Genomic DNA, 26,352 nt, shown 5'->3' with positions numbered 1-26,352 from the left:
GAGAATGGTGTGGTCGACGCGAATCGAACGCTGGGCAGCCGTCGGCTCGCCGCGATGCTGCCCGACCCGGCGGGCATGCGCCCCGCCTACCGCCACCTCGCCCACGCGATCAGCGGCCTGATCCTGGACGGACGCATCGCCCTGCACGTCAGGCTCCCGGCCGAACGCGACCTGGCCGTCGCCCTGGCCACCAGCAGGACCACCGTCACCGCCGTGTACGACCTGCTGCGCGAGAGCGGCTACGCACACAGCCGCCAGGGCGCCGGTACGTGGACCGCGCTGCCCGAGGGGCACGCCCCCAGCGGGGTACGGCGCCTCCTCGCGGCCGAGGACACCGCGATCGACCTGGCGCGAGCCGCGCCCGGACTGCCGGGGCAGGAACTCACCGACACCGTCGCCCGGATCGCACCGCGGCTCGCGGAGCACGCGCACACCCCCGGCTACCACCCGTACGGCCTGCCGGAACTCCGTGCCGCCATCGCCGAGCGCTTCACCCGACGGGGCCTGGCCACCGTGCCGGAGCAGATCCTGGTGACCTCGGGCGCCCAGCACGCGCTGACCCTCGTGCTGGGGCTCCTGTGCGGCCCCGGCGACCGTGTCCTCACCGAGAACCCGTCCTATCCGAACGCTCTGGAAGCCGTGCGCCGCGCTCGTCTGCGCACGGTGTCCGTGCCGGTGACCGAGGCGGGCTGGGACGTCGGCATCGTCGAGTCCGCCTTCCAGCAGGCGGTGCCCCAACTCGCCTATCTGATACCGGACTTCCACAACCCGACCGGCTGCCTCATGCCCGAGGAGGAGCGGGGCCGGGTGCTGGGGGCCGCTCAGCGGTCCGGCTGCTGGCTCATCGCCGACGAGACCCTCGCCGAGCTCGCCCTGGACGTACCCGCGCCACCGCCGCTCGCCTCCCATGCGGCTCGCGGCGGCGCGGCGCAGCTCATCACCATCGGCTCCATGAGCAAGACCCACTGGGCGGGCCTGCGCATCGGCTGGCTGCGCGCACCCGCGCGGCTCGTCACCGAACTCGCGGGGCAGCGCGTCGCCACCGACATGGGCGGCTCGGTCCTCGACCAGCTGGTGGCCCTGGACCTCCTCGACAGGACCGGCGAACTGCTGCCGGACCGCCTGGACCGGCTGCGTGCGCAACGCGCCGCGCTCGGCGCGGCCCTGACCGAGCACTTCCCGGAGTGGCGCTGGAGCCTCCCGCCCGGCGGCCTCTCGCTCTGGGTCGACCTGGGCGCACCCGTGGCGTCGGCGCTGGCGGAGCGGGCGATCGACAACGGCGTGCGCATCGAGAGCGGTTCCTGTTTCGCCACCGACCCGGGCGTCTTCGAGCAGCGGCTCCGCATCCCGTACACCGCACCGCCCGACACCTTGCGCGAGGCGGTGCGCCGCATGGCGGTCACCCTGGCGGACGGCCTCGGCCCGTCGTCGGGCGCGACGCGGCCGCACTGGGTGGCCTGACTCTCCCTGCGGGTCCGTCAGGTCCGCAACGGATCCTTGCGTGGGTGCCGTCGTGCGGGCGCGGTCTACCGGTTCACGGTTTCGCGAGAGGGGATCCGGTTTGTGCGAACGACCGCGCGGCCCACCGCGTTGCGTACCGCGAGGCCCGGCCGGGTGCGGGGCACCATGAGCCTGGAGAGCGGGCCGACGCGTCGCTGCCGCGGACCTGTCTCACGGCGGAGCCGCGACTCGTAGGCGGCGAAGGCGCTGGCGTGATCCCCGGGATGGGCGGCGAGCTCTTCGGCGAGGGCGTGCGCGCCCGCCATCGCCATGCTGGACCCGTCGCCCAGCAGGGCTGTCGCCGCCGCCGCGTCCCCGAGCAGTACGACCCGTCCGCGGGACCACGAGGGCATCCGGACGGTGGTCAGGGGGTCGAAGAACGGGGCCGGGTGGTCGAGGAACGCCGCCACGAGTTCCGGTGCCCGCCACCGCACGTCGGCGTAGGCGTCGGCCACGGTCTGCTTGTGAAGGGCGATGTTCTTGCGGTCGTGGGGCGTCGGCTGTGCGGCCCGGAAGGTGAAGATCGCGAGCGGGGTGGTCCGCGAGGGGTGGACGACCAGCATCCGGTTCGGCACGGTCAGCATCGTCAGCTCGCTCGGGTCCTCGACGGCGTCGGGTTCCAGCGGGACGGTCGCGTTGTACAGGCCCAGGTCGCTCGCGAACTGCCGCTCGGGTCCGAATACCAGGCGTCGCACGGTGGAGTGCATCCCGTCGGCGCCGACCACCAAGTCGAAGCGCCGTGGCGCGGACCGCCGGAAGGTGACGTCGACCCCGCCTCCGTCCTGGTCGAGAGCGGTGACCGTGTCGTCGAACAAGAACTCGGCCTCGGTCTGCGCCGACCGGTGGAGCACCTCGGACAGGTCGGCTCGGGTCACCTCGACCGTCGGTGCCCCGTCCGAGGTGAGCGGGAGTCGCAGGATTCGCCTGCCGCCGGGGTCGAGCAGGGTCAGCGACCGATTGCGGGTGGCGAGCCCGCGGAGCTGCGGGAGGATGCCCATGCGGTCGGCGACCGGAACCGCGGGCCCCTTCACGACGATCGCGCTGCCACCGGAGCGCAGTTGCCGGGCATGTTCGACGACCGTCGGCCGGTAGCCGTTCCGGGAGAGCCAGTAGGCGAGTGCGGGTCCTGCGATTCCGGCACCGACTATCAGCACCTCGGGCTTCTTCATGACAATGACCTCTCCGACCAAGGTACGAAAGATTTCGTACCTCAGTGGAGCACATCGTTCAGGTACGATTCAAGTCGTACCTGAAAGGGGTGTCACGTGGCTGGGACGAACCGGATGGGCCCGGAGGCCGATGCGCTCGATCTGGGTGCGGTGTTCCGCGCCCTCGCCGACGAGCACCGTCGTTCGGTGATGACGGAGTTGGCCGCCGACCGCAGCGACGGCGAGCGGGGCTGCAACTCGTTCGATCTTCCGATCTCGAAGCAGACCCAGACCCACCACTTCCGGGTCCTGCGCGAGGCAGGTCTCATTGACGAGATCGACTACGGCAACCGCAAGGGCATCCGTCTGCGACGCGCGGACATCGAGAAGAGATTCCCCGGGCTGCTCGCCCTCCTGGGAGCAGAGCCCCCGGGCGGTGCCGCTCCTCGCTGAGCACAGGTCATGCCCCCGGATCCGCAGCCACGGGCACGCACTCGGTGAGCAGCTCGACGACGTCGCGCCAGGCCCGCTGCGCGTGCTGTGGGTGGTAGCCGACGCCGGGGACAGTGGGGTGGTCGACCGGCGGGTGGTGGAAGGCGTGCAAGGCGCCGCCGTAGACCGCGAGGCGCCAGTCGACACCCGCGTCCTGCATCTCGGCGGTGAACGCGTCCCGTCGCGCGGGTGACATGATCGGGTCTTCCGACCCGACCCCGGCCCACACCGGGCAGCGAATGCGTGCCGCCTCGCCCGGTCGGCCCGTGGTCAGCGCGTTGACTGTGCCGATCGCGCGCAGGTCGACGCCGTCGCGGCCGAGTTCCAGCCCGATGGCTCCCCCGGTGCCGTAGCCGACGGCGGCGATCCGGTCGGGGTCGGTACGCGGCTCGGCGCGCAACACGTCGAGCGCCGCATGGCCGATGCCCCGCATCCGGTCGGGATCGGCGAGCAGTGGCATGCAGCGGGCCAGCATCTCTTCGGAGTCGCTCAAATAGCGCCCGCCGTGAAGGTCGAAGGCCAGCGCTATGTATCCCAGCTCGGCGAGAGCATCGGCCCGGCGGCGCTCGACGTCGCTGAGCCCCGTGCCTTCTGGTCCGAGCAGCACCGCGGGCCGGAGGTCGGCACCGGCCGGGAGCGCGAGGTGCCCGATCATCGTCAGGCCGTCTGCCGGGTACTCGACCGTACGCGTCGTCATCGTCGTCATCGTCGTCATGAGACCGGACTTTAGGGATCGTCGAGCCCGGTCCGGCCGCTGTTCTGCTGCTGGCAGAGCAGCGTGGGTATGACGGTCACCCTCAGAGCTGCAGCAGATCGCACGGCTATGTAAAGATCAGCGTCCAATCATTGATGCCATACGTAAAGACACAGCTCAGACGTATCGCGGACGCGGCTAGGACGGCTCAGGGAGTATCGAAGTGGCGATGGACCTCAACCTGCTGCGCGTACTGGACGCCCTGCTCCAGGAGAACAGCGTGACGCGCGCCGCCGAGCGGCTCGGCACGTCGCCCGCGGCGGTCAGCCGGACGTTGGCCCGGCTCCGTCGGGCCGTCGGCGACCCGCTGCTGGTCCGCGCGGGCCAGGGCCTGGTGCCGACCCCGCGGGCCCTGGAACTCCAGGGAGAGGTGAGCGAACTGCTGCGCGGCTGCGACAACGTCCTGCGGCCCGGGGCCGGTTTCGACGCCGTGCACCTCCGGCGCACCTTCACCGTCCAGACCGCGGACGTGCTCCTGGCAGGACTTGCCGGGACGCTGACCGACCGGATCCACGCCGAGGCCCCGCACGTCGACGTGGTCTTCCTGCCGGAGTCGATGGAGGGGGGTCCCGCGCTGCGGCAGGGCTGGGTGGACGTCGAGCTGGGCGTCCTCGGGCACCTGGACCCGGAGATCCGGACCCGTCCGCTCACGCGCATGACGATGGTCGCCGTCGCGCGCGACGACCACCCCCTCTTCGACCGGCGCATCGACGCGCGCCGCTTCGCCGCCGCCGACCACATCGGCATCTCACGGCTCGGCAAGCGTCAAGGCCCCATCGACAGCGCGCTGGCGGAGCTCGGACTGCGGCGCAGGACCGCGATCGTCGTCCCCAGCCACACGAGCGCCATGATGCTCGCCAGGAACACCGATCTCGTCGCGCTCACCCTGGACGGCTGGCTCTCGGACACCACCGCGGCCATGGGGCTGCGTACGTTCCCCATCCCCGTCGACCTGGCGCCCCTCGAACTCGGGATGGCCTGGCACCCCCGCAATTCGGCGGATCCGGGTCACCGTTGGTTCCGCGACCACTTGGCGGCCGCGCTCGGCTCGGAGGATGTCTGAGACGGCCCGGTCGGCGCCGGTCAGCCGTCGAGGAGCTTGTTCAGTCGGCGTACACCGTCTTCGTGCGTGTCGGCCAGGATCAGGACGTCGATGACGCCCGTGATCTCGAACAGCCGCTGGATGGCGCTGTGCAGAGGGCCGCAGAGGACGAAGGGGCGCTGCGCCTGCTCGTGCTCGGCGCGCGCCGTCAGGATCAGGTTGAGCAAGGCGCTGTCGGCGAAGGTGAGTTCGGCGAGGTCGAGCAGGGTGGCCTGGGTGCCGTCCTCGGTCCGAGCGCTCTGGAAGGCGGCCGTGACCGCGCTCCCGTTGTCCAGGTCGATGTCGTGGCGCAACGTGACGACCGCTACCCGGTCCTGTCTGGTGACTTCGATGCTGTTGAGGGACATGCTCTGACCTTGTCATATGCCGTCGCCGAGTGAGAACGCACCGGCTTATTCACTGGGTGCGAAAGGCCGCCCGGACGGAGATCCGATACGACGCCCTTTCACTGTTGTGAACGTATTTCGCTCTCGTGGGTCACAGCGGGTGTGCGCGCAATCGGCTCGGGCATGCGAACACGGAGAAACGATGAGATGCGGTCGCGTTTGCACGTGTGCAGGGAAAGGATCACAGCTTCATGAGCGCTCCCGAGATGCCCGACACAGTGCGGACGACCTGCGCTCAGGCCCGCGCCGAAGTGCGCGCGGCCCTGCGGCAGGTGTGCATCGAGCTGCCACATGTGCAGGCGCGGCGACTGCACGAGGACGCGCTCCTTGTGGTCAGCGAGTTGACGGCGAACGCGATGCGTCACGGCGGCGGCCTCAGCGGACTCGATGTGCGGGTCAGGGACGGGTTCCTGCTGGTGAGCGTGAGTGACCGCAGTGAGATGGTCCCCGTCCAGGTGCCCGCGGACCCGGCCCAACCGGGCGGTTTCGGCTGGCTGATGGTCCAGCGCCTCAGCTCGGACGTAACGGTCGAGGCGGGGTGCGGCGGCAAGACGATCGCCGCCGCGCTGGCCCTGCCGACCCCGGCTGACGGCGACTCCTCGCAAAGCCGTATGCGTGAGAGGCAATCGACGGGGTAATCGGGGCGCTGCGGGGAAAACAGCCGAGCTGAACAAGGAGCGGAACGCCATGATTACCGTGACGCAAGGGCAGGCGCAGGACACGGCCACCAGCGCCGGAGAGGACCTCGTCGAGCGCGCGTACACGGACCCCTCTTCCATTGCGCCCAGGGATGCGCGTGAGGTCGGCAAGCGGTTCTTCGACCGCCTCACCCGGCTCGAAGAGGGCACGCACGAATACCAGTACGTGCGCAATGCGCTGATCGAGATGAACCTCTCGCTGGTGCAGTACGCGGCGTCGCGTTTCAAGCACCGCGGCCAGCAGGAGATGGAAGACATCATCCAGGTCGGCACCATCGGTCTGATCAAGGCGATCGACCGGTTCGAGCTGACCCGCGAGGTCGAGTTCACCTCCTTCGCCGTTCCTTACATCACCGGCGAGATCAAGCGGTTCTTCCGCGACACCTCGTGGGCCGTCCACGTGCCGCGCCGACTGCAGGAAGCACGCATCGAGCTGTCCAAGGCGACGGAGGAACTGCGCACCCGGCTCGGGCGCATGCCGTCCACCGCCGAGCTCGCGGAGCTGATGCAGCTGGAGCCCTCGGAGGTCGCCGAAGCGCAGAAGGCGTCCAACGGATACAGCGCGGTCTCCCTGAACGCCGCGGTCAGCGGCCAGGACGACGAGTCCGACACGATGCTGGCCGACTTCATCGGCGTCGACGAGGAGTCCTTCGAACTCGTCGAGAACTTCCACTCCCTGGCCCCGCTCGTCGCGGAGCTGGAGGACAGGGACCGCACCCTGATCCATCTCCGCTTCGTCGAGGAGCAGACCCAGCAGCAGATCGCCGACACGCTGGGCTGCTCGCAGATGCACGTGTCCCGGCTGATCTCCCGCGTGGTCGGCAAGCTCCGCGCCGGTCTCCTGACGACCGACTAGCACGTCCCGGCTAGCCCCCGGCAGCCACAGCCTTCGCCCAGCGGTAGTCCGCCTTGCCGCTGGGCGAGCGCTGTATGTGGTCCGTGAAGACCACGGCCCGGGGGATCTTGTATCCGGCGAGCAGGGCCCGGCAGTGGGCTTGGACCCCCGCGAGGTCCAGCGGGTGCGCACCGTCCCGGAGCTGGACGACGGCGGCCACGTGGTTGCCCCATCGTTCGTCCGGGACTCCCGCGACCAGTGCGTCGTACACGTCCGGATGCGATTTGAGGGCCTGCTCGACCTCTTCCGGGTACACCTTCTCGCCGCCCGTGTTGATGCACTGCGAGCCCCGGCCGAGCACGGTGACGATGCCGTCCTCGTCCACCGTCGCCATGTCGCCGAGCAGCACCCAGCGCTCCTCGCCCTTCTGGAAGAAGGTCTCGGCGGTTTTCCCGGCGTCGTTGTAGTAGCCGAGCGGCACGTGGCCGCGCTGGGCCAGGCGGCCCGGCACGCCCACCGGCACCGGATCGTGCGTTACCAGATCCACCACCTGCGTACGCTCGTTGACCTCCAGGCGGAAGCCCTTCTCCGGGCCCGAGTCGTCGGTGGCCTTGCCGTTGGAACCCGACTCGGAGGAACCGAAGTTGTTCAGGAGCAGGACGTTCGGCGCGAGCTGCTGGAACTGGGCGCGGACCGTCTCCGACATGATCGCCCCGGAGGAGGAGACGCTGAACAGGGAGGACAGGTCGGTGTCCTTGAGCGGGCCGCGCAGTGCGTCGATGAGCGGCCTGAGCATCGCGTCGCCCACCAGCGACACGCTGGAGACCTGCTCCTTCTCGATCGTGCGCAGCACCTCTTCGGGCACGTACTTGCGGTGCAGGGCCACGCGCTGGCCGTAGTTGAAGGCGATGAACGAGGTCAGGGTGGACGTGCCGTGCATCAGCGGGGGAGTGGGGAAGAAGGTGATGCCGGGGCCGCCCGCCGCGACTCGCTCGGCCAGCTCCTCGGGCCGCTTCACCGGCTCGCCCGTCGGCTCCCCGCCGAAGAGTCCGGCGAAGAACAGATCCTCCTGGCGCCACATGACGCCCTTGGGCATGCCGGTCGTGCCGCCCGTGTAGATGATGAACAGGTCGTCGGCCGAGCGCGGCCCGAACCCCCGCTCGGGGGAGCCGGCCGCCTCCGCGTCGCCGAACTCCACCACGTCCAGCGGCGGGGCGTCGGCAGGCGGCGCCCCCACCCGTATCAGGTGCCGCAGCTTCTCCGTGCGCGGCAGCGCCGCCGCGACGCGCTCGGTGAACTCGGCGTCGAAGACGAGGGCCGCGAGGTCCGCGTCACGGTAGAGGTAGACCAACTCCTCTTCCACGTAGCGGTAGTTCACATTGACCGGTACGAGGCGTGCCTTCAGGCAGCCGAGGACCGTCTGCAGGTACTCGACGCCGTTGTACATGTGCAGGCCCAGGTGCTCGCCGGGCCGCAGACCGCTGTCGATGAGGTGATGGGCGACGCGGTTGGCGGCCGCGTCGAGTGCGGCGTAGGTCAGCCGGCGTTCCGCTCCCGTGCCGGGGTGGTCGATGTAGACGAGCGCCTCGCGGTCGGGGACCACGTCGACGACCGACTCGAACAGGTCGGCAAGGTTGTACTCCACCGCACTCCTCCTGACCCCGGTGCCCACTGTGACGTCTCGCTTGGCGGTCATCAGAGCAGAGCGGCCCACAAGTGGGAAGGGCCCTCGCGCAAGAAAACTGACTGAGTGTCAGAAAACTATTGAACTGGCTCCCCCGCTACTGCAACCTGTTCCAGGTCTGCAGGCGACCGGCCGCCGCACGGGCGGCCGTCGACGGAGGGAGCACGGCAATGGGTGGGACGGAACACCTCTCCGTGCGGCGCGAAGGCGCCACACTGATACTCACGCTGAACAGGCCCGAAGCGAAGAACGCACTGTCCCTCGCGATGCTCGTCGGCCTGTACGACGGATGGGTCGAGGCCGACGAGGACGACGGGATCCGCTCCGTCGTGCTCACCGGCGCGGGCGGCTCCTTCTGCGCGGGCATGGACCTCAAGGCCCTCGCGGGCAAGGGCATGGAGGGCGAGCAGTACCGGGACCGGCTCCAGGCCGACCCCGATCTGCACTGGAAGGCGATGCTGCGCCACCACCGCCCCCGCAAGCCCGTCGTCGCCGCGGTCGAGGGCTACTGCGTGGCGGGCGGCACGGAGATCCTTCAGGGCACCGACATCCGCGTGGCGGGGGAGTCCGCGACGTTCGGCCTGTTCGAGGTGAAGCGCGGGCTGTTCCCCATCGGCGGCTCGACCGTCCGGCTGCCCCGGCAGATCCCTCGTACCCACGCCCTGGAAATGCTGCTCACCGGGCGCCCCTACGCGGCGGCCGAGGCCGCCGCCATCGGCCTCGTCGGACACGTCGTGCCGGACGGCACCGCGCTGGACAAGGCCCTCGTCATCGCCGAACAGATCAACGCGTGCGGGCCGCTGGCCGTGGAGGCGGTCAAGGCGTCCGTGTACGAGACCGCCGAGATGACGGAGCCGGACGGCCTCGCGGCCGAGCTGAAACGGGGGTGGCCCGTGTTCGACACGGCAGACGCGAAGGAAGGATCCAGGGCCTTCGCGGAGAAGCGGGCTCCCGTCTTCCGGCGTGCCTAGGTCGTCCCTCACCGAAACGGAGTCCTTCTGATGGCATCCGCTCCCTCACCGGAGGTGCTGCGTGCGCCTCTCGTCGTCGAGTTCCCCTTCACCCGCTCGCTCGGACCCGTGCAGAGCGCCTTCCTCACCGGGCTGCGCGAGCGCACGGTGCTCGGCGTGCGGACCGGCGACGGCCGCACCCTCGTCCCGCCCGTCGAGTACGACCCCGTGACCGCCGAAGAGATCCGCGACCTCGTGGAGGTCGCGGCCACCGGCACCGTCACCACCTGGGCCTGGAACCACGAACCGCGCCGCGGCCAGCCCCTGAACACCCCGTTCGCCTGGGTCCTGGTCAAGCTCGACGGCGCCGACACCGCCCTGCTCCACGCCCTGGACGCGCCCGGCCCCGACGCCGTGCGCACCGGCATGCGGGTGCGCGTCCGCTGGGCCGACGAACGCGTCGGCGCCATCACGGACATCGCCTGCTTCGAGGCGTACGAAGGGGGCGGGGCGGACAGCCAACCCGCGCCCCACACCGGCGCGTTCGACGACCTCGTCACCGGAATCGTCGCACCTGCGCGGCTCGACTACACCTACTCGCCGGGCCGCGCCCAGTCGGCGTACATCCACGCCCTCTCCGACCGGCGGACCGTCGGCGAGCGGTGCCCGTCCTGCCGCAAGGTGTACGTTCCGCCGCGCGGCGCCTGCCCCACGTGCGGGGTCGGCACGGTGGAGCGGGTCGAGGTCGGGCCGCGCGGCACCGTCACGACGTACTGCATCGTCAACATCAAGGCGAAGAACCTCGACATCGAAGTCCCGTACGTCTACGCGCACATCGCCCTCGACGGCGCCGATCTGGCCCTGCACGCACGCATCGCGGGCATCCCCTACGACGAGGTCCGCATGGGGCTGCGCGTCGAGCCCGTATGGACCGAGGGCGGCCGCTACCCCGACCACTACCGGCCGACGGGCGAGCCCGACGCCGACTACGACACGTACAAGGAGCTGGTCTAGATGGCGCCCCACGAGTCGTCGCCCCACGTGCCGTTGCCGGTGATGCGGCCCGCCCGTGACGTCGCCGTCGTCGCCTTCGGGCAGAGCGACCACCTGCGCGCCACCGACGAGGTCTCCGAGGTCGAGATGCTCATGCCGGTGCTGCACGAGGTCCTCGCCGCCACCGGCCTGAAGACCAGCGACATCGGCTTCACCTGCTCCGGCTCGTCGGACTACCTCGCGGGCCGCGCCTTCTCCTTCACGATGGCGCTCGACGGGGTGGGCGCCTGGCCGCCGATCTCCGAGTCGCACGTCGAGATGGACGGCGCCTGGGCGCTGTACGAGGCGTGGGTGAAGCTGCAGACCGGCGAGGCCGACACCGCACTCGTCTACTCCTACGGCAAGTCCTCGCCCGGCTCCGTGCGCGACGTGCTCACGCGGCAGCTCGACCCGTACTACGTCGCCCCGCTCTGGCCCGACTCCGTGGCCCTCGCCGCACTCCAGGCGCAGGCGCTCATCGACGCGGGCGAGACCGACGAGCCCGCACTCGCCGCCGTCGCGAGCCGGAGCCGCACGGAAGCGGCCGCCAACTCCCATGCGCAGCTGAGCGGTTCGGTCGCGCAGGGCGAGTACGCCGTACGTCCCCTGCGCACCGGCGACTGCCCGCCCGTCGGCGACGGGGCCGCCGCCGTCATCCTCGCCGCGGGGGAGCGGGCCCGGGAGCTCTGCGAGCGACCGGCCTGGATCCGCGGCATCGACCACCGCATCGAGGCGCACGGCCTCGGCGTGCGCGACCTCACCGACTCACCGTCCACGCGGCGTGCCGCCGAGCGCGCCGGAGTCTTCGAACGGCCCGTGGACACCGCCGAGTTGCACGCCCCCTTCACCTCGCAGGAGGTCGTCCTGCGCAAGGCCCTTCGGCTGGGCGACGACGTCACCGTCAACCCGTCCGGTGGCGCCCTCGCCGCCAACCCCATGATGGCCGCCGGGCTCATCCGGCTCGGTGAGGCCGCCGCACGCATCCACCGGGGCGCCTCGGACCGCGCCGTCGCCCACGCCACGTCCGGGCCCTGCCTCCAGCAGAACCTGGTCGCCCTCCTGGAAGGAGAGACCCGTGTCTAAGGAACCCGTGGCGGTCGTCGGAATCGGCCAGACCAAGCACGTGGCCGCACGGCGCGACGTGTCGATCGCGGGCCTGGTCCGCGAAGCCGCCCAGAGCGCTCTGCGGGACGCCGAGTTGACCTGGGCCGACATCGACGCCGTCGTCATCGGGAAGGCGCCCGACTTCTTCGAGGGCGTCATGATGCCGGAGCTCTACCTCGCCGACGCACTCGGTGCCGTCGGCAAACCCATGCTCCGCGTCCACACGGCGGGCTCGGTCGGCGGCTCCACTGCGCTCGTCGCCGCCAACCTCGTCGCGGGCCGCGTCCACGGCACCGTCCTGACCCTCGCCTTCGAAAAGCAGTCGGAATCCAACGCGATGTGGGGCCTGTCGCTGCCCGTGCCCTTCCAGCAGCCGCTGCTCGCGGGCGCGGGCGGTTTCTTCGCCCCGCACGTGCGGGCGTACATGCGGCGCACCGGCGCCCCCGACACGGTCGGCTCCCTCGTCGCGTACAAGGACCGCCGCAACGCCCTGAAGAACCCCTACGCGCACCTCCACGAGCACGACATCACCCTGGAGAAGGTCCAGGCGTCGCCCATGCTCTGGGACCCGATCCGCTACTCGGAGACCTGTCCGTCGTCCGACGGCGCCTGCGCGATGATCCTCACCGACCGCGCGGGCGCGGCCCGCGCGCCCCGGCCGCCCGCCTGGATGCACGGCGGCGCCATGCGCAGCGAGCCGACGCTCTTCGCGGGCAAGGACTTCGTCTCGCCGCAGGCCGGAAAGGACTGCGCGGCCGACGTCTACCGGCAGGCGGGCATCGCGGATCCGCGCAGGGAGATCGACGCTGTCGAGATGTACGTGCCGTTCTCCTGGTACGAGCCGATGTGGCTGGAGAACCTCGGCTTCGCGGCGGAGGGCGAGGGCTGGAAGCTCACCGAGTCCGGCGTCACGGAACTGGACGGTGACCTGCCGGTGAACATGTCGGGCGGCGTCCTTTCGACCAACCCCATCGGCGCCTCCGGCATGATCCGCTTCGCCGAGGCGGCACTTCAGGTGCGCGGCCAGGCGGGGGAACACCAAGTGGAAGGCGCCCGCAAGGCACTTGGGCACGCCTATGGCGGCGGCTCGCAGTTCTTCTCCATGTGGCTCGTCGGCGCCGAACCACCCACCGGCTGACGGAGCCCTGCGCCGACGCACGCACAGAGGTCCTGCCGCCGCGGCCTGTCCGGCGCCCGGAGCGAAAGCTAGGCTGGCGCCGGACCGACGCATTCGGGAGGAGCACGGACGTGGCCGACAGCACCACTCAGCAGCATCCGCTCGCGGGCTGGGACAAGCCGGAGCTCGACCTCAGCACGGCGGACTGGCGATCGAGCAGCGAGGGGCGCGGGGACGTGGAGATCGCCTTCGTCGAGGGCTTCGTCGCGATGCGCAACAGCGACCGCCCGGAGAGCCCTTCCCTGATCTTCACTCCGGCGGAGTGGGGGGCCTTCGTCCATGGCGCCCGGGAGGGCGAGTTCGATCTGACGTAGCGCACGGTCGCGACGGCCCTTCGGCCCTGCCGATCACGTGACTTTCGACTCTGCCCGCGGGCGCAGGGCCGCACCAGGCTGAAGCCATGAGCAGCGAACCGGTCAGCAGCGTGCGCAGTGAGTCCGTGAGCGGCAGTGGAGTCGGGCCCGACGGCGGGCCCGTCGTCGTGGCGGTGGACGGTTCGGAGGGCGGCGGCCGTGCCCTGGAGTGGGCGCTGGACGCCGCCCGGCTGCGCGCCGCGCCGCTGCGGATCGTGCACGTGCGGGGCTACGAGGTGCCGCTGGTCGACGGTCCCTTCGCGTCCGTGGTGGAGCGCGGTGAGGGCGACCCAGTGATCGACCGGACACGCGAGTCCCTCGTGGGGCGCGCCGGTCTGCCCGAGCTGGAATTCGTCACGGTGGACGGCAGCCCGGGACGCGAGCTGCCCCGGCTCGGTGCGGAGGCCGGGCTGCTGGTCCTCGGCTCGCGCGGCAGGGGCGGCTTCGCCAGCCTGCTGCTCGGCTCGAACGGTCTGGCGTGCGCGCGGGACGCGGCCTGCCCCGTGGTGGTCGTGCCGCGGCCCGCGGCGGACCCGGAGCCCGGGAGCCCCGAGGCGTCGGTGCGGGACACGGGCCCGCGCGTGGTCCTCGGCCACTCGGCGCCCGCACCGGACGAGAACGCCCTCGCGTTCGCCTTCGCCGAGGCCGGGCGGCGCGGGGCACGGCTGCAGGTGATCGCCGCGTATCCGTGGCCCGTCCTCAGCTGCACACCCACCGGCGAGTTCGTGATGAAGGCCGTCGAGGACGCGGAGACGGGGCGGGAGTACGGCAAGCTCACAGAGGAGCAGCTCGCCCCGCACCGGGAACGTCACCCGGAGGTGGGGGTCGACGTGTTCATCGCGCCGGGCGACGCGGCGCGGCACCTCGTGGAGGCCGCACCCGGCGCCGATCTCGTGGTCGTCGGCCGCCACCGGCGCAGGCTGGGTCCGGGTCGGATGCTCGGCTCCGTCACCCACGCGGTGCTGCTGCACGCGGGTATCCCGGTGGCGGTCGTCCCGCCGAGCCCTTTCGGTGAGCACGCCTAGCCACGTCCGGCCCGGCTACGCCAGGACGACGCAGCCCCTGCCCTCCAGCGTGCGCAGCAGGTCGTGGCTGACCGGGACGTTCGTCCAGCGGAGGTCGAGCTTTTCCAGCGCGGGCAGCTCGCCCAGCCAGTCGGGCAGCGCGCCGAGGGGGTTGGCGCGCAGGTCGAGGCGGCGCAGCCTGGGCAGGCCGCGCAGGGCGTCGGGGACGGCCGTGAGCGCGTTCTCGCGGAGTTCCAGTTCGCGCAGCTCGGTGAGGTGGCGTACGCCGGTCGGCAGAACGGTGAGGTGGTTGCCGCGCAGCCACAGTTCGCGGAGCGCGGTCATCGAGCCGACGGTGTCCGGCAGGCGGGTCAACTCGTTCTGCTGGGCCCGTAGTTCGAGCAGGCCGGTCATGTCGCCGAGAGTGTCGGGGAGCGCGGTCAGACGGTTCTCGCCGATGTTGAGATACGCGAGCCGGGTGAGGCGGCCCAGGGACGCGGGCAGCTCGGTGAGTGCGTTGTCGTGCAGGTAGAGGAAGCGGCTGAGGGCCGTGAGGTCGCCGAGCCCGGCGGGGACCGTGCGCAGTCTGTTGTGACCGAGGTCGAGGGTGTGGAGGTGGCTGAGCGTGCCGATGCGGTCCGGGAGGTCGGTGAGCGCGTTGTCGGGGAGGAGCAGGACCTCCAGGTGCGGGTGGTGCCACACCTCGTCCGGTACGGCGTCGAGACCGCCGTGCCAGTAGTTCAGTACGGACCCGTCGGTCACTGGAGCTCCGCCTCCCGGTGGTCGCGGGCGGGTGGCGCCCGGGTCGCGCCCATTGTGCCCGAGGCCCGGCCGGGGCCGCTCCGTGGCTGGTGGGGCAGTTCGCCGCCCGTGCGGGACGTGCCCGCCCCCGCGCCGGAACGCCTCGCAGGCCACGTACCATGGGCGCATGTCCTTCCTCCGCCGCCGCAGCTCCGCCACTCCCGCGGGCCCGGACTTCGACGTCCTGGCCATGGACCCCGGTGACTGGCCCGGCAATCTCGGCGCGGGCCTGCTGCCCGCCCCCGACGGCAGCTGCCAGGGCGTCTTCCTGCGCTACGACCTGTTCGGCGGCCGCGGCCCCGCGATGATCATCGGCAACCTCCCCGAGGGGTCGCCCGCGCGCGAGACCGCCGAGGGCGAGGTCCCCTTCGAGGTGGCCCAGCTGCTCCTGGCCCTGGAGAACGAAGAGGAGATCACGGTCGTCTCCAGCGAGGACATGCCGGTGATGCAGGGCGACAACCTCCTCATCGTGCGCCGCCTCAAGCTCTCCGAGAGCCGGATCTCCTGCGTGCAGTTCGACCGCAGCGACAACGTCCTGGTGACCATCGCCGCCTGGGACCGGCCGATCACCGACGACCTGTACGCGCTCCTGAAGCCGCTGCCCGCGGAGCTCTTCCAGCAGGGCTGACAGCCCGCACGTAACGCACGTACTTCCGTCCAGGTCCTGCCCCGTTCCGTCCAGGGAACGGGGCAGGTTTGTGTGCTGCTCCCGCGAACGTGTCGCCAACCTGCCGCCGACCTCTTGCCAGTCAGTCATCGGACTTTTAACGTAACCGGTCATGACTCAGAGGATCACGCGAAGAACGACCATGAGGTCCGCCATCGGTGGTGCTGCCGCTCTGGCAGCGGGTGGCGGCGCAGTCGGTGCAGCTCCGGCGGCCTCTGCAGCTTCCGGGGCCTCCACGGCTACCGAAGGATCGAGGCGCGATACATCCGATGAATCAGATGAATCGCATGAAGCGCTGCTCTGGTACGGCGCTCCCGCCGCCGACTGGGAGCGGGAGGCCCTCCCCATCGGCAACGGAGCCCTCGGCGCCATGGTCTTCGGCACCCTCGCCTCCGAACGGCTCCAGTTCAACGAGAAGACCCTGTGGACCGGCGGCCCCGGCTCGCGGGAGGGCTACGACTTCGGCAACTGGACCGCGGCCCGGCCCGGCGCCTTGGACGCCGTGCGCAAGGAGCTCGACGAGAAGGGCAGGCTGTCCCCGGACGACGCCGCGGCCGAGCTCGGCCAGGCACGGCGCGGCTACGGCGCCCACCAGACCTTCGGCGACCTCCACATCGACGTGCCCGGCGCCCCGGACGCGCCCAACGCCACCTACCGCCGCGCCCTCGACCTCGGACAGGGCCTCGCGACCGTCACGTACCTCCACGAACAGGTGCGCCACCACAGGGAGTTCTTCGCCTCGCACCCCGACGGAGTGATCGTCGGCCGCCTCTCCGCCGACCGTGCCGGACAGGTCACCTGCACCTTCCGCCACACCTCGCCCCGCGCCGACTTCACCGCGAAGGCGGACGGTGACCGGATCGCGGTCCGCGGTGAACTCGCCGACAACGCCCTGAAGTTCGAGGCTCAACTCCGCGTACGGCACCAGGGCGGCACGAGCGTCGCCCACGACGACGGCAGCGTCACCGTCACCGGCGCCGACCACGTGTGGTTCGTCCTCGCCGCGGGCACCGACTACGCCGACACCTACCCCGACTACCGGGGCGACGACCCGCACGCCACCGTCACCCGCACCGTCGACGAGGCCGTCACGGCGGGCCACGGCACGCTGCGGGCCCGCCATCTGCGCGACCACCGCTCCCTGTTCGACCGCGTCGCCCTCGACATCGGACAGGCGCCGCCCGCCGACGTGCCCACGGACCGGCTGCTCAAGCAGTACGGCACCGGGGCGGACGGCACCGCCGACCGGGCGCTGGAGGCGCTCTTCTTCCAGTACGGCCGCTACCTCCTCATCGCCTCCTCGCGCGCCGGATCACTGCCCGCCAACCTCCAGGGCGTCTGGAACAACAGCACCACCCCGCCCTGGTCGGCCGACTACCACACCAACATCAACCTCCAGATGAACTACTGGCTCGCCGAGGCCGCCAACCTCCCCGAGACGACCGCCCCGTACGACCGCTTCGTCGAGGCCCTGCGCGCGCCCGGGCGGCGTACGGCCAAGGAGATGTTCGGCAGTCGCGGCTGGGTGGTGCACAACGAGACCAACCCCTACGGCTTCACGGGCGTGCACGACTGGTCGACCGCGTTCTGGTTCCCCGAGGCCGCGGCCTGGCTCACCGCCCAGCTGTACGAGCACTACCGTTTCGGCGGCTCCACGGACTACCTGCGCACCACCGCGTACCCGGTGCTGAAGGAGGCCGCCGAGTTCTGGCTCGACAACCTGCGCACCGACCCGCGCGACGGCACCCTGATCGTCACGCCCAGCTACTCGCCCGAGCACGGCGACTTCACCGCGGGCGCCGCCATGGCCCAGCAGATCGTCCACGACCTGTTCACCAACACCCTGGAAGCGGCCCGCGTACTCGGGGATTCACCGGCCTTCCGCGCCGAGCTGGAGAAGACCCTGGGGTCCCTGGACCCCGGACTGCGCATCGGCTCCTGGGGGCAACTCCAGGAGTGGAAGGCCGACCTGGACGACCGCACGGACGACCACCGGCACGTCTCCCACCTCTACGCCCTGCATCCCGGGCGCCGGATCGAGCCGGGCAGCAAGTGGGCCGAGGCGGCGAAGGTGTCCCTCACGGCGCGGGGCGACGGCGGCACCGGCTGGTCCAAGGCCTGGAAGATCAACTTCTGGGCGCGCCTGCGGGACGGCGACCACGCACAGAAGATGCTCGGCGAACAGCTGAAGTCCTCGACGCTGCCCAACCTCTGGGACACGCACCCGCCGTTCCAGATCGACGGCAACTTCGGCGCGACGTCGGGCATCGTCGAGATGCTCCTGCAGAGCCAGCACGACGCCATCGAGATCCTGCCCGCGCTGCCCGCCGCCTGGCCCGACGGATCGGTGCGCGGCCTGCGGGCGCGCGGCGGCGCGACGATCGACATCGACTGGGCCGCGGGCCGCGCAACCCGCATCGCGCTGCGGGCCTCGCGCACGCGTGAACTGACGCTGCGCAGTGCGCTGTTCAGCGGTGGAGCGAAGACGTTGAAGGCGCGCTCGGGGCAGCGGTACGTCTTCGGCCGGTGAGCGGCCCGGCGGCCCAGGGGGAATCAGGCGGCTCCGCCGAGCGCCACTCTGTGCCGCTGCGCGGTCCGGATCATGGGGCGCTTCGTTGCGGGGCAGCCCTTCGCGGCCGGGCGAGCGGCGGTCCGCACCAGTTCCGCGTACGCGCAGCGCAGCGCGACCAGTGACTCCTGGGCGTCGCGATAGGCGTCCGCGTCCGGGCCCCGGCGGTGCGCGAGCGTCCGCACGGCCGCGCTGCGGCGGTCCAGGGCGGAGAGCCAGGCGCGGTGCTGGGCGGGGAGGTGCCGGCGCAACTGGTAGCGGCTGCCGACGCCCATGCGGCCGCCCATGCCGAGGACGGCGTCGGAGGCCAGGAGCACCGGCGGCTCCAGCGCCTCCTGCTCGGCCAGCGAGGTGAGCACCGCACTCTGCTGAGCGGTCGCGGGTGCCAGGCTCAACTTCACCGTGCTCGAACGGAGTTGCCCGTGCAGGGCGTGCTGGATGCGGGTCATGCGGCGCAGCGCGACGGAGACGGACCGGTCACCGGCGGACCGGCCCGCCAGGGTCTCGGCGAGCCGGAACAGCCAGACCCCGTGGGCCTCCAGGCGCACCGTGGCCAGCATCAGCCGGTCCAGGCGGGACAGCGGCTGGTCCCCGGCCGACCAGCGCACGATCGGCACGAGGGATTCGGTACGGGCCAGCTGGTCCACCGGCACCGCACGGCCGGGCTTGCGCAGCGGCGCCCAGTTGAGGAGCGACAGGGTGGGGAGCGCGACGAACTGAGGGTGGTCGCTGCGGTGCGCGAGCGACGACCACAGGGTGAGGAACTGCTCGTTCGCCGCGCGCCGGGACGTGGGTGACGCCGGGTCCAGATCGATCCACCCGCAGGCCGCCACGATGACCGCCAACCGCATCGTCGCCGCTCTGGCCCGGTGCTCCGACAGCCGGGCGACCCGCTGGCGCAGCACCGTCAGCTCGGCGGACCGGCAGGCCTGTTCGACCAGAAGGCGGGCGTCCTCCCGGCACGGCGCGGCGGCGGTCGCGTGGGCCAGCGAGTCAAGACCGGTCCAGGCTCCGGAGAGACGAGGCGCCGGGAGCCGCTCGGGAAGGAAGCCGTGGGCGAGCGGATGTTCCGAGGGAGAGGTCATCGGGGCGGCCTTTCTGGGGGAACCGAAAGGGTGATGGATGATCTTCGGGTATGTCTTGATCGTCACAGCTCCTCGCGCTCGATCTCTTTGCCGAAAGTCCCCAAACCCAGGGACTTTCGCCCTGCGGACCGCAGCCCGGTGAGGACCGGCCGGTGGTCGCTGCCCAGGTCGGGGAGCACGGTGGCCCCCGTCGACGCGAGGCCGCGCACCAGGACGTGGTCGAGACGGACCACGGGGAACGCGGCGGGCCAGGTGAAGCCCAGACCGCGGCCCGCCCGGTCGTCCGCGGGCCGCAGCCCGTGGGTCAGCGGTGCCAGACCCCGGTCCCGCAGGCTGCCGTTGAGGTCACCGAGGAGCACCACGCGCGGCGTGGGATCCCGGGCGATCCGTTCGTGCAGCCGCTCCGCGCTCGCGTCACGCTGGGCCACGGCGAAGCCCTTGTCGAAGGTGACGCGCACGGACGGCAGGCGCACCGCGTACACCGCCGTGTCGCCGACCGGGGTGCGGGCGACGGCCCGGATCGCGTGCGGCCAGGCGCCGCCGAGATCGAGCTTCTCGACCTCGCGCAGCGGATAGCGGGACCACAGCCCGAGCGTGTCGCCCACCGCGTGGTGCGGATAGGTGCCGCGCAGCTCCTCCTCGTACGCCTCCATGGCCTGCCTAGGCACCTTCTGCAGGGACACCACATCGGCGCCGGTGGCGAGCACGTCACGGGCGACGTCCGGGGGAGCGGTGCGGTCGCCGCCGACGTTGAGCGTCAGCACCTGGAAGTCGGTCCGGCCGGTGCCCGGTTCGGCGAAGGAGGCGAAGGAGACGATGCCCGGGCCGAACAGAACGGCCCAGGCGACCGCCGGGACCAGGGCGACCGCCACCCCCTTCAGCGAGCGACGCACCGCCGCCCACACCAGCAGGAGCGGAACACCGAGGCCGAACCACGGCAGCGCGGTCTCCACCAGACTGCCCAGGTGCCCCGGCGTATTGGGCAACACGCCGGGGAAGGTCAGGAGCGCGGTGAGGAGGAGGGCGGAGAGGGCGATACGCATCTTCGGTGCAGTCCGTTCAGTCCGTTCAATCCGTTCAGTCGGTTCAGAGGTCGCCGCTGGTGGTGCGCCGACCGGCGCCACCCCATCCGACCAGGGCGAACGCCACCGCCGTGACCGCGGCCAGCAGGACCGCGGAGACCGCCACCAGGGCGACGGCGGTCCGCAGGGACTCACCTGACGTCATCGTTCGTCTCCCGCCGTGTGGTCCTCGCGCGGCAGCAGCAGGACGCCGTCACGGGCGTCGTACTCGAAGAGCTCGGCGTAACGGCCCCAGGTGATGGCGATGGTGAGCTGCTGCTGCGCGGTCTGCTCCGAGAAGTTCGCGCGCAGCCGGCCGGTGATGTGGTGCTCCCGCAGACGCCCGCCGTCGGACGCCATGAGGAGCGTGCGGATGGTGGCGATGAGCGGGACGTTGGCGAGGACGGCGGCGGCGAAGAGCCGCTTGCGGGTGAGGATGTCGGCGCTCGCGAAGCCGCTGCCGGTGGTGGTCAGCCGCAGCTCGCCGGACCTGATCCTGGCGTAGGCGAGCGTCTTCGCCGCCTCTACCAGCGGCATCAGGTCGTCGACCTCGTACGACAGCGCGTCGGCCAGCGCGGGGAGTTCCACCGCGCCGCCCCTGCCGTCGAGCTCTTCGAGGAGCCCGGTGAGCTGCTCCACGTCGGCCTGCGGCAGGGCAGCCGCGGCGCGGAGCGGGTCGTGCGTGCCGAGGGTGGGCGGGAGCTCGGCCCGCTCGCCGGTCAGACACTCGTACGCGTCCTCGATGAGCGCCTCGAAGCCGCGGGTGCGGCGGTTGCGGGGGCGCGGCAGGTCCACCCGCAGCTCGACCTGGATGGTGCCGGGGTCGGTGCCGAGGATCAGGATGCGGTCGGCGAGCTGGACGGCCTCCTCGATGGAGTGGGTGACCAGGAGGGCGGTGCGCGTGGGGCTTTCAGGGCGGGTGAGCAGCGCGAGGAGTTCGTTGCGCAGGGTCTGCGCGGTCAGCACGTCCAGGGCGGAGAACGGCTCGTCCATCAGCAGTACGTCCGGTTCGACGACCAGGGCGCGGGCGAAGCCGACCCGCTGGCGCATGCCGCCCGAGAGCTCTTTGGGGTAGGCGTTCTCGAAGCCGTCGAGGCCGACCATGTCGATGGCCGCGAGCGCCCGCTCGCGGCGCGCGACGGGCTCGACGCCCTGTGCCTGCAGGCCGAGTTCGACGTTCTGCTGCACCGTGAGCCACGGCATGAGGGCGAAGGACTGGAAGAGCATGGCCGTGCCCGGGTTGGGGCCGTTCACCGCCGTGCCGCGGTAGTGGACCGTACCGGCGGACGGGGCCAGGAGCCCGGCGACGTGGCGCAGCAGGGTCGACTTGCCGGACCCGGACTTGCCCAGGAGCGCGACGATCTCGCCCTCGTACAGGGTCAGGTCGATGTCCTGGAGGACCGGCAGCAGACCGCCGGTGGGGGAGGAGAAGTGCTTGTGCAGTCCGCGGACGGCGATGACCGTGGCGTCGGCGACGGCGGGCGCCGTACCGGCGGCAGCGGTGGTGGGGGCGGAGGTGTTCATGGAATCGCTCCTCGGCGACGGGGCGGTGAGGCGGTGGCAGTGGCGGGACCGGAGCCCGTGGGCACGGAGCCTGCGGGCACGGATCCTGTGGCGCGCGGTCACAGCGCGCAGCGCTTCTGTGCGAACCGGTACAGGCGCCGCCAGAGAAGCCGGTTGATGATGACGACGTAGACGCTCATGAGGACGGCACCGAGGAAGTTGCGGGCGAAATCGCCCGAGTCCGTGGCCTGCGTGATGTAGGCGCCGATGCCGACGGCGGTCAGCGTCGTCGTGCCGTAGCTGACGAGCTCGCCGGGTATGGAGGCGTTCCAGGCACCGCCGGACGCGGCCAGCGCACCCGTCGTGTACGAGGGGAGGACCGCGGGCAGGATGAGCTTCTTCCAGCGCAGCCAGCCGCGCAGTCCCAGGTCGTCGGAGGCCTCGCGCAGATCACCGGGGATGGAGCTGGCACCGGCGATCACGTTGAACAGGACGTACCACTGGGCGCCCAGCGCCATCAGGGCGATGGCGCCCCAGTTCAGGGAGATTCCGGAGGCGCCGAGCACCACGACGGCGAGCGGGAAGAGGAAGTTGGACGGGAAGGAGGCAAGGACCTGGACAATCGGCTGGGCGATCCGGTTGACCTTCGGGTTCATGCCGATCCAGGCGCCGACCGGCACCCAGACGAGCGTGGAGAACACCACGAGGATCATGACGCGGCCGTACGTGATCAGTGCGAGCCAGGCCGCGTGCCCGATCTCGCCCACCGGGACGTTGTCCAGGATGTACGTGCAGGCCTGCCAGAGGATGGCCGCGACCGCCGCGGTGTAGAGGACGTAGAAGGCGATGTCGGCGCGCCTGCGGCGGACGGGGTCGTGGTGCAGCCGCCCGGGGCTGGTGCCGAGGACGCGCATGGCGCGGTCCAGGCGCTCACCGGCCGGGCGCAGCATCCGGCCGAGCAGCGCGGGCACGGTGGAGCGGCGCAGCAGGTCGAGGAACCAGCTGCGGGGCTGCTCGGCGATCTCGCAGTCCTCGGTGCGGAACCGCTCCGCCCAGGCGGTGACGGGCCGCCAGAAGAAGAAGTTCACGGACACGACCATCGCGATCATGACGACGACGGCGAGCGCGACCCGCAGGCCCTCACCGTTGTCGAGGGCCTGCGCCACATAGGAGCCCACGCCCGGCAGGCCGTTGTCGCTGCCGTTGACGCTGATCGTCTCGGAGGCGGACAGCGCGAACCACGCGGCTCCGAAGCTGATCATGCCGTTCCAGACCTGGGCGATCATGCCGCTGGGCACGTCCACCTTCCAGAACCGCTGCCAGCGGGTGAGGCGCATCAGCCGGGCCGCCTCGTCCAGCTCCTTGGACTGGGTGATGAGGGACTGGTAGAAGGCCATCGCCATGTTCCACACCAGCGCGGTGAACACGGCGAAGACCGAGGCGAGTTCGAGGCCCAGGGTGGAGCCGGGGAACATCGCGATGAAACCGGTGACGGTGATGCTCAGGAAGGTCAGGACCGGCACCGACTGCAGGATGTCGATGGCCGGGACGATCACCTTCGCCGCGCGCCGCGAGCGGGCCGCCCAGGTGCCGAAGGCGAAGGTGAAGATCACGGCGGGCGCGAGGCCGACGAACATCCGCAGCAGGGAGCGCGCCGCGTAATAGGGGAGCTCGCCCGGATCGGTGGAGACGACAGGGGGCTCGTCGGCGTCGAAGGGCCGGTCGGTCGAGGCACCGACCCGGGCCACGAGATAGAAGACCGCGACGACACCGAGCAGCACGAGGACGTCGACGGGGCGCATGCGGGCGACGCACATGGCGCCGCGGGAGGGAAACTGACGGAGTTTGGACATGGGGGAACCCGGAAGGTCTTGCGGGCACGACGGCACGGCGCAAAGGGCGCTGCGCGGGGAAGGACCCGGGGACGGGGTGAAGCCAGGGGAAAGGGTCGGGACGCGGCGCCGACCGGCCCCGACGCACGGCCATCACGGCTGCGTACGTCAGGCGGCGGTGCGCCGCGGCTGTCCAGCGGTGTCGACACGCGTGGAGCAGCGGGACGCGCGACTGGGAGGGTCGCCGTAGAGCACAACGACCACCTCCTCACATCCTCGGGCTGCGCGTTTCTCGCGCCGCCCCTCAACTCTCGCGCAGGGCCCCTGAACGCAACCTGAGCGACCTGAGGCCCTCTTCAGCTTCGGTTCCCGCCGCCTCGCCACAGGGGCTTCAGGTTCCTCAGCAAGGGCTCAGGAACGGCGACGTAGGGTGGGAGGTCCGCGTCTTATTTACGAGATATGTGATATTTAAACCGTGAAGATCCTGGTCATCGAAGACGAGCACGCACTCGCCGACACCCTGCGCCGGGCCATCTCCTCGGACGGCCACTGGGTGGACGTCGCCCACGACGGGCACACGGGGCTGGAGCTGGCGCTGACCGGTGGCTATGACGTGATCGTGCTGGATCTGATGCTGCCGGGCCTCAGCGGCCTGGAGGTCTGCCGCAGACTGCGCAGCCACGACGAGCACGCCCTCGTCCTGATCCTCACCGCCAAGGACAGCGAGTACGACGAGGCCGACGGGCTCGACGCGGGCGCGGACGACTACCTGACCAAGCCGTTCTCGCTCGTCGTGCTGCTCGCCAGGCTGCGCGCCCTCGGCCGCCGGGCCGGACGCGACCGGCCCGCGACCTTGCAGGTCGGCGACCTCACGCTCGACGTCGTGGCCCGGCTCTGCAAGCGGGGCGAGCAGACGGTCGAGCTGACCGCGCGGGAGGTCGAGGTGCTCGGCTGTCTGCTCGCCGCGGACGGCGGCGCGGTCTCCAAGCAGGACATCCTCGACGAGGTGTGGGACTCGCCGTCCGACCTCGACCCCAACATCGTCGAGGTGTACGTCAGCTCGCTGCGCAAGAAGGTCGACGCCCCCTTCGGCAGACACACGATCCGCACCGTGCGGGGCATCGGCTACCGGCTGGCTCCGGATGTCCCCTGACCCGACGCCCCCGGACAGGGGCAGCAGGTTCCGCCCCCGCATGCCCCGCACCCTGCGGGCCCGCGCCACCGCCGCGGCCGTCCTCATCATGGTCGTGGCCCTCTCCATCGGCGGCGGCTGGCTGTACGTCACCCTGCGCGGCAACCTGATCGACAACGCGGGCGCCCGCACCGAACTCGCCGCCCGGCAGGCCGCCGCGGACATCGCCGCCAAGCAGGGGCGCCCGCACGGCGACATGCCGGAACCCGACGGCGGCGTGGACGCGGTGCTCGTCCTGGACGGCCAGGGCCGCCCGCTGGCCAGCACCGCCCCGCACCCCGCCGCCCGCGCCGCCGTCCTCGCGGGCTTCCGCCCAGGACCCGGCGAGGACTCGGCGGTACGCGACTTCGACCCCGCCCCCGCACTGGCCAGCCTCACCAGCGTCGTCGCCGTCGTCCGCACCCCTTCGCCGGACGGCGACCTCTACGTCTACGCGCTGACCGTGCTCGACGCCGTGGCCGACGCCGAACGGGCGCTCGGCGTCACCGTCCTGGTCGGCGGCCCACTGATCGTCCTGCTCACCGGACTCATCGCCTGGTCCGTGACCGGCGCCGCGCTGCGGCCCGTCGAATCCATCCGCAGGGAACTCGGCGCCGTCTCCGCGGACCGGCTCAGCCGCCGCGTCCCCGCGCCGGGCGGCCGGGACGAGATCACCCGGCTCGCCGAGACCGTCAACGACACCCTGGAACGCCTGGAGGACTCCGTCACCCGGCAGCGTCAGTTCGTCGCCGACGCCTCGCACGAGCTGCGCAACCCCATCGCCGCGGCCCGCGCCGAACTCGAACTGGCCCTGCTCAACAAGCCCGCCCCCGAATCGGCAGCCTCACTCGAGCAGGCCTTCGACTCCACCGTACGACTGGAGCGGATCGCCGCCGACCTCCTGCTCCTCGCCCGTCTCGACGCACAGCAGCCGCCGAGCGTGGAGCTCGTCGACCTGTCGCTGCTCGCGGCCGAGAAGATCGCCCGGCGCCGTTCGGCACGGGTGCCGCTGGTCCTCGTACAGCCCGACGAACCGGTCCTCGTACGCGCCGATCCCGGACAGCTGGAGCGGCTGCTCGCGAACCTCCTCGACAACGCCCAGCGGTTCGCCGACTCCGAGGTGCGCGTCATCACCGCGACGGACCCGGCGACCGGCACGGCACTGCTCGAAGTGGCCGACGACGGTCCCGGCATCCCGCCCGAGGCGACGGAGGAGGTCTTCAACCGCTTCACCCGGCTTGAGGCGGACCGCAACCGGGCCAGCGGCGGCACGGGGCTCGGCCTCGCCATCGCACGCGAGATCGCTCGGGCGCACGGCGGGAGCCTGCGGGTGGCGCCGGGCGAGCACGGCGCCCGCCTGGTCCTGCGGCTGCCCACGGCGGACTCTCCGGCCCGCTCCTGACCGGTCCGCCCCTGCTCCGGACCCGTTCCTGAAGACCCCTTC

At 71.4% G+C, this 26,352-nt stretch carries 25 protein-coding genes; 15 read left to right on the top strand and 10 right to left on the bottom strand.

Going from position 1 to position 26,352, the window contains the following annotated elements:
• Window positions 1-9: 9 nt before the first annotated feature.
• Entirely contained in the window at window positions 10-1,461 is a 1,452-nt protein-coding gene (yczR, locus tag AC068B_RS23225) for a MocR-like transcription factor YczR (protein WP_478673576.1), read from the top strand.
• 65 nt (window positions 1,462-1,526) lie between these two features.
• Here the strand turns inward: yczR and AC068B_RS23220 are convergent, their stop codons facing one another.
• Complete coding sequence (locus AC068B_RS23220; RefSeq protein WP_478673575.1) at window positions 1,527-2,669, bottom strand: FAD-dependent monooxygenase; 1,143 nt, start codon at window positions 2,667-2,669, stop codon at window positions 1,527-1,529.
• A gap of 96 nt (window positions 2,670-2,765) precedes the next feature.
• Between AC068B_RS23220 and AC068B_RS23215 the strand changes: the two genes are divergently transcribed.
• Window positions 2,766-3,101 (top strand): ArsR/SmtB family transcription factor, encoded by a 336-nt coding sequence (locus AC068B_RS23215; protein WP_478673574.1) that lies wholly within the window; start codon window positions 2,766-2,768, stop codon window positions 3,099-3,101.
• A gap of 7 nt (window positions 3,102-3,108) precedes the next feature.
• Here the strand turns inward: AC068B_RS23215 and AC068B_RS23210 are convergent, their stop codons facing one another.
• Window positions 3,109-3,846, bottom strand: a complete 738-nt coding sequence (locus AC068B_RS23210) for a dienelactone hydrolase family protein (RefSeq protein ID WP_478673756.1) — start codon at window positions 3,844-3,846, stop codon at window positions 3,109-3,111.
• Window positions 3,847-4,063: 217 nt separating this feature from the next.
• Here AC068B_RS23210 and AC068B_RS23205 point away from each other — a divergent pair, with 217 nt between their 5' ends.
• On the top strand, window positions 4,064-4,957 hold the full coding sequence (locus AC068B_RS23205; RefSeq protein ID WP_478673755.1) for a LysR family transcriptional regulator: 894 nt from the start codon (window positions 4,064-4,066) through the stop codon (window positions 4,955-4,957).
• Between the two features lie 20 nt (window positions 4,958-4,977).
• On the opposite strand, the gene AC068B_RS23200 is transcribed toward AC068B_RS23205, so the two are convergent.
• A complete protein-coding gene (locus tag AC068B_RS23200; RefSeq protein WP_478673573.1) occupies window positions 4,978-5,343 on the bottom strand; it encodes an STAS domain-containing protein in 366 nt (121 codons plus the stop codon).
• Between the two features lie 230 nt (window positions 5,344-5,573).
• Between AC068B_RS23200 and AC068B_RS23195 the strand changes: the two genes are divergently transcribed.
• Together AC068B_RS23195 and AC068B_RS23190 are read left to right on the top strand one after the other, a co-directional pair.
• Window positions 5,574-6,020 (top strand): ATP-binding protein, encoded by a 447-nt coding sequence (locus tag AC068B_RS23195; protein WP_478673572.1) that lies wholly within the window; start codon window positions 5,574-5,576, stop codon window positions 6,018-6,020.
• A gap of 49 nt (window positions 6,021-6,069) precedes the next feature.
• Window positions 6,070-6,936: a SigB/SigF/SigG family RNA polymerase sigma factor gene (locus AC068B_RS23190; RefSeq protein ID WP_478673571.1), complete on the top strand. Its 867-nt coding sequence runs from the start codon at window positions 6,070-6,072 to the stop codon at window positions 6,934-6,936.
• A gap of 10 nt (window positions 6,937-6,946) precedes the next feature.
• Here the strand turns inward: AC068B_RS23190 and AC068B_RS23185 are convergent, their stop codons facing one another.
• Window positions 6,947-8,560: an acyl-CoA synthetase gene (locus AC068B_RS23185; protein WP_478673570.1), complete on the bottom strand. Its 1,614-nt coding sequence runs from the start codon at window positions 8,558-8,560 to the stop codon at window positions 6,947-6,949.
• 209 nt (window positions 8,561-8,769) lie between these two features.
• Between AC068B_RS23185 and AC068B_RS23180 the strand changes: the two genes are divergently transcribed.
• From AC068B_RS23180 to AC068B_RS23155, 6 genes are all read left to right on the top strand, one after another.
• Window positions 8,770-9,570, top strand: a complete 801-nt coding sequence (locus tag AC068B_RS23180) for a crotonase/enoyl-CoA hydratase family protein (RefSeq protein ID WP_478673569.1) — start codon at window positions 8,770-8,772, stop codon at window positions 9,568-9,570.
• 30 nt (window positions 9,571-9,600) lie between these two features.
• The gene (locus tag AC068B_RS23175) at window positions 9,601-10,563 is read left to right on the top strand and encodes a Zn-ribbon domain-containing OB-fold protein (protein WP_478673568.1); all 963 of its coding nucleotides are present in this window, start codon (window positions 9,601-9,603) and stop codon (window positions 10,561-10,563) included.
• Complete coding sequence (locus AC068B_RS23170; RefSeq protein WP_478673567.1) at window positions 10,564-11,664, top strand: thiolase domain-containing protein; 1,101 nt, start codon at window positions 10,564-10,566, stop codon at window positions 11,662-11,664.
• A complete protein-coding gene (locus tag AC068B_RS23165; RefSeq protein ID WP_478673566.1) occupies window positions 11,657-12,823 on the top strand; it encodes a thiolase domain-containing protein in 1,167 nt (388 codons plus the stop codon). Before AC068B_RS23170 ends, AC068B_RS23165 begins: the two co-directional genes overlap by 8 nt.
• A 110-nt stretch (window positions 12,824-12,933) precedes the next feature.
• Complete coding sequence (locus tag AC068B_RS23160) at window positions 12,934-13,176, top strand: DUF397 domain-containing protein (protein WP_356255108.1); 243 nt, start codon at window positions 12,934-12,936, stop codon at window positions 13,174-13,176.
• Window positions 13,177-13,262: 86 nt separating this feature from the next.
• On the top strand, window positions 13,263-14,240 hold the full coding sequence (locus AC068B_RS23155; RefSeq protein WP_478673565.1) for a universal stress protein: 978 nt from the start codon (window positions 13,263-13,265) through the stop codon (window positions 14,238-14,240).
• 15 nt (window positions 14,241-14,255) lie between these two features.
• On the opposite strand, the gene AC068B_RS23150 is transcribed toward AC068B_RS23155, so the two are convergent.
• Window positions 14,256-14,981 carry a leucine-rich repeat domain-containing protein gene (locus AC068B_RS23150; protein ID WP_478673564.1) on the bottom strand — a complete coding sequence of 242 codons (726 nt, stop codon included), beginning with the start codon at window positions 14,979-14,981 and terminating at the stop codon, window positions 14,256-14,258.
• Between the two features lie 166 nt (window positions 14,982-15,147).
• Here AC068B_RS23150 and AC068B_RS23145 point away from each other — a divergent pair, with 166 nt between their 5' ends.
• Both AC068B_RS23145 and AC068B_RS23140 read left to right on the top strand, forming a co-directional pair.
• On the top strand, window positions 15,148-15,648 hold the full coding sequence (locus AC068B_RS23145; protein WP_356255117.1) for a hypothetical protein: 501 nt from the start codon (window positions 15,148-15,150) through the stop codon (window positions 15,646-15,648).
• A 334-nt stretch (window positions 15,649-15,982) separates the two neighbouring features.
• Entirely contained in the window at window positions 15,983-18,217 is a 2,235-nt protein-coding gene (locus tag AC068B_RS23140; RefSeq protein WP_478673754.1) for a glycoside hydrolase family 95 protein, read from the top strand.
• 23 nt (window positions 18,218-18,240) lie between these two features.
• On the opposite strand, the gene AC068B_RS23135 is transcribed toward AC068B_RS23140, so the two are convergent.
• The 5 genes from AC068B_RS23135 to AC068B_RS23115 all read right to left on the bottom strand — a co-directional run bounded on the left by AC068B_RS23135 (window position 18,241) and on the right by AC068B_RS23115 (window position 23,758).
• Window positions 18,241-19,341: a hypothetical protein gene (locus AC068B_RS23135; RefSeq protein WP_478673563.1), complete on the bottom strand. Its 1,101-nt coding sequence runs from the start codon at window positions 19,339-19,341 to the stop codon at window positions 18,241-18,243.
• 62 nt (window positions 19,342-19,403) lie between these two features.
• Window positions 19,404-20,384 carry an endonuclease/exonuclease/phosphatase family protein gene (locus tag AC068B_RS23130; protein ID WP_478673562.1) on the bottom strand — a complete coding sequence of 327 codons (981 nt, stop codon included), beginning with the start codon at window positions 20,382-20,384 and terminating at the stop codon, window positions 19,404-19,406.
• Window positions 20,385-20,427: 43 nt separating this feature from the next.
• Window positions 20,428-20,568 (bottom strand): hypothetical protein, encoded by a 141-nt coding sequence (locus tag AC068B_RS23125; RefSeq protein ID WP_478673561.1) that lies wholly within the window; start codon window positions 20,566-20,568, stop codon window positions 20,428-20,430.
• Window positions 20,565-21,926: an ABC transporter ATP-binding protein gene (locus tag AC068B_RS23120; protein WP_478673560.1), complete on the bottom strand. Its 1,362-nt coding sequence runs from the start codon at window positions 21,924-21,926 to the stop codon at window positions 20,565-20,567. Before AC068B_RS23120 ends, AC068B_RS23125 begins: the two co-directional genes overlap by 4 nt.
• Before the next feature lie 98 nt (window positions 21,927-22,024).
• A complete protein-coding gene (locus AC068B_RS23115) occupies window positions 22,025-23,758 on the bottom strand; it encodes an ABC transporter permease (RefSeq protein ID WP_478673559.1) in 1,734 nt (577 codons plus the stop codon).
• A 454-nt stretch (window positions 23,759-24,212) separates the two neighbouring features.
• Between AC068B_RS23115 and AC068B_RS23110 the strand changes: the two genes are divergently transcribed.
• Together AC068B_RS23110 and AC068B_RS23105 are read left to right on the top strand one after the other, a co-directional pair.
• On the top strand, window positions 24,213-24,890 hold the full coding sequence (locus AC068B_RS23110; RefSeq protein WP_468558916.1) for a response regulator transcription factor: 678 nt from the start codon (window positions 24,213-24,215) through the stop codon (window positions 24,888-24,890).
• 40 nt (window positions 24,891-24,930) lie between these two features.
• Complete coding sequence (locus AC068B_RS23105; RefSeq protein ID WP_478673558.1) at window positions 24,931-26,310, top strand: sensor histidine kinase; 1,380 nt, start codon at window positions 24,931-24,933, stop codon at window positions 26,308-26,310.
• Window positions 26,311-26,352 lie beyond the last annotated feature (42 nt).

The sequence above is a fragment of the Streptomyces sp. NPDC042371 genome (assembly GCF_056437465.1).
Note: the sequence above shows the minus strand (reverse complement) of the source record. Positions and strands in the feature narration are given on the sequence as shown.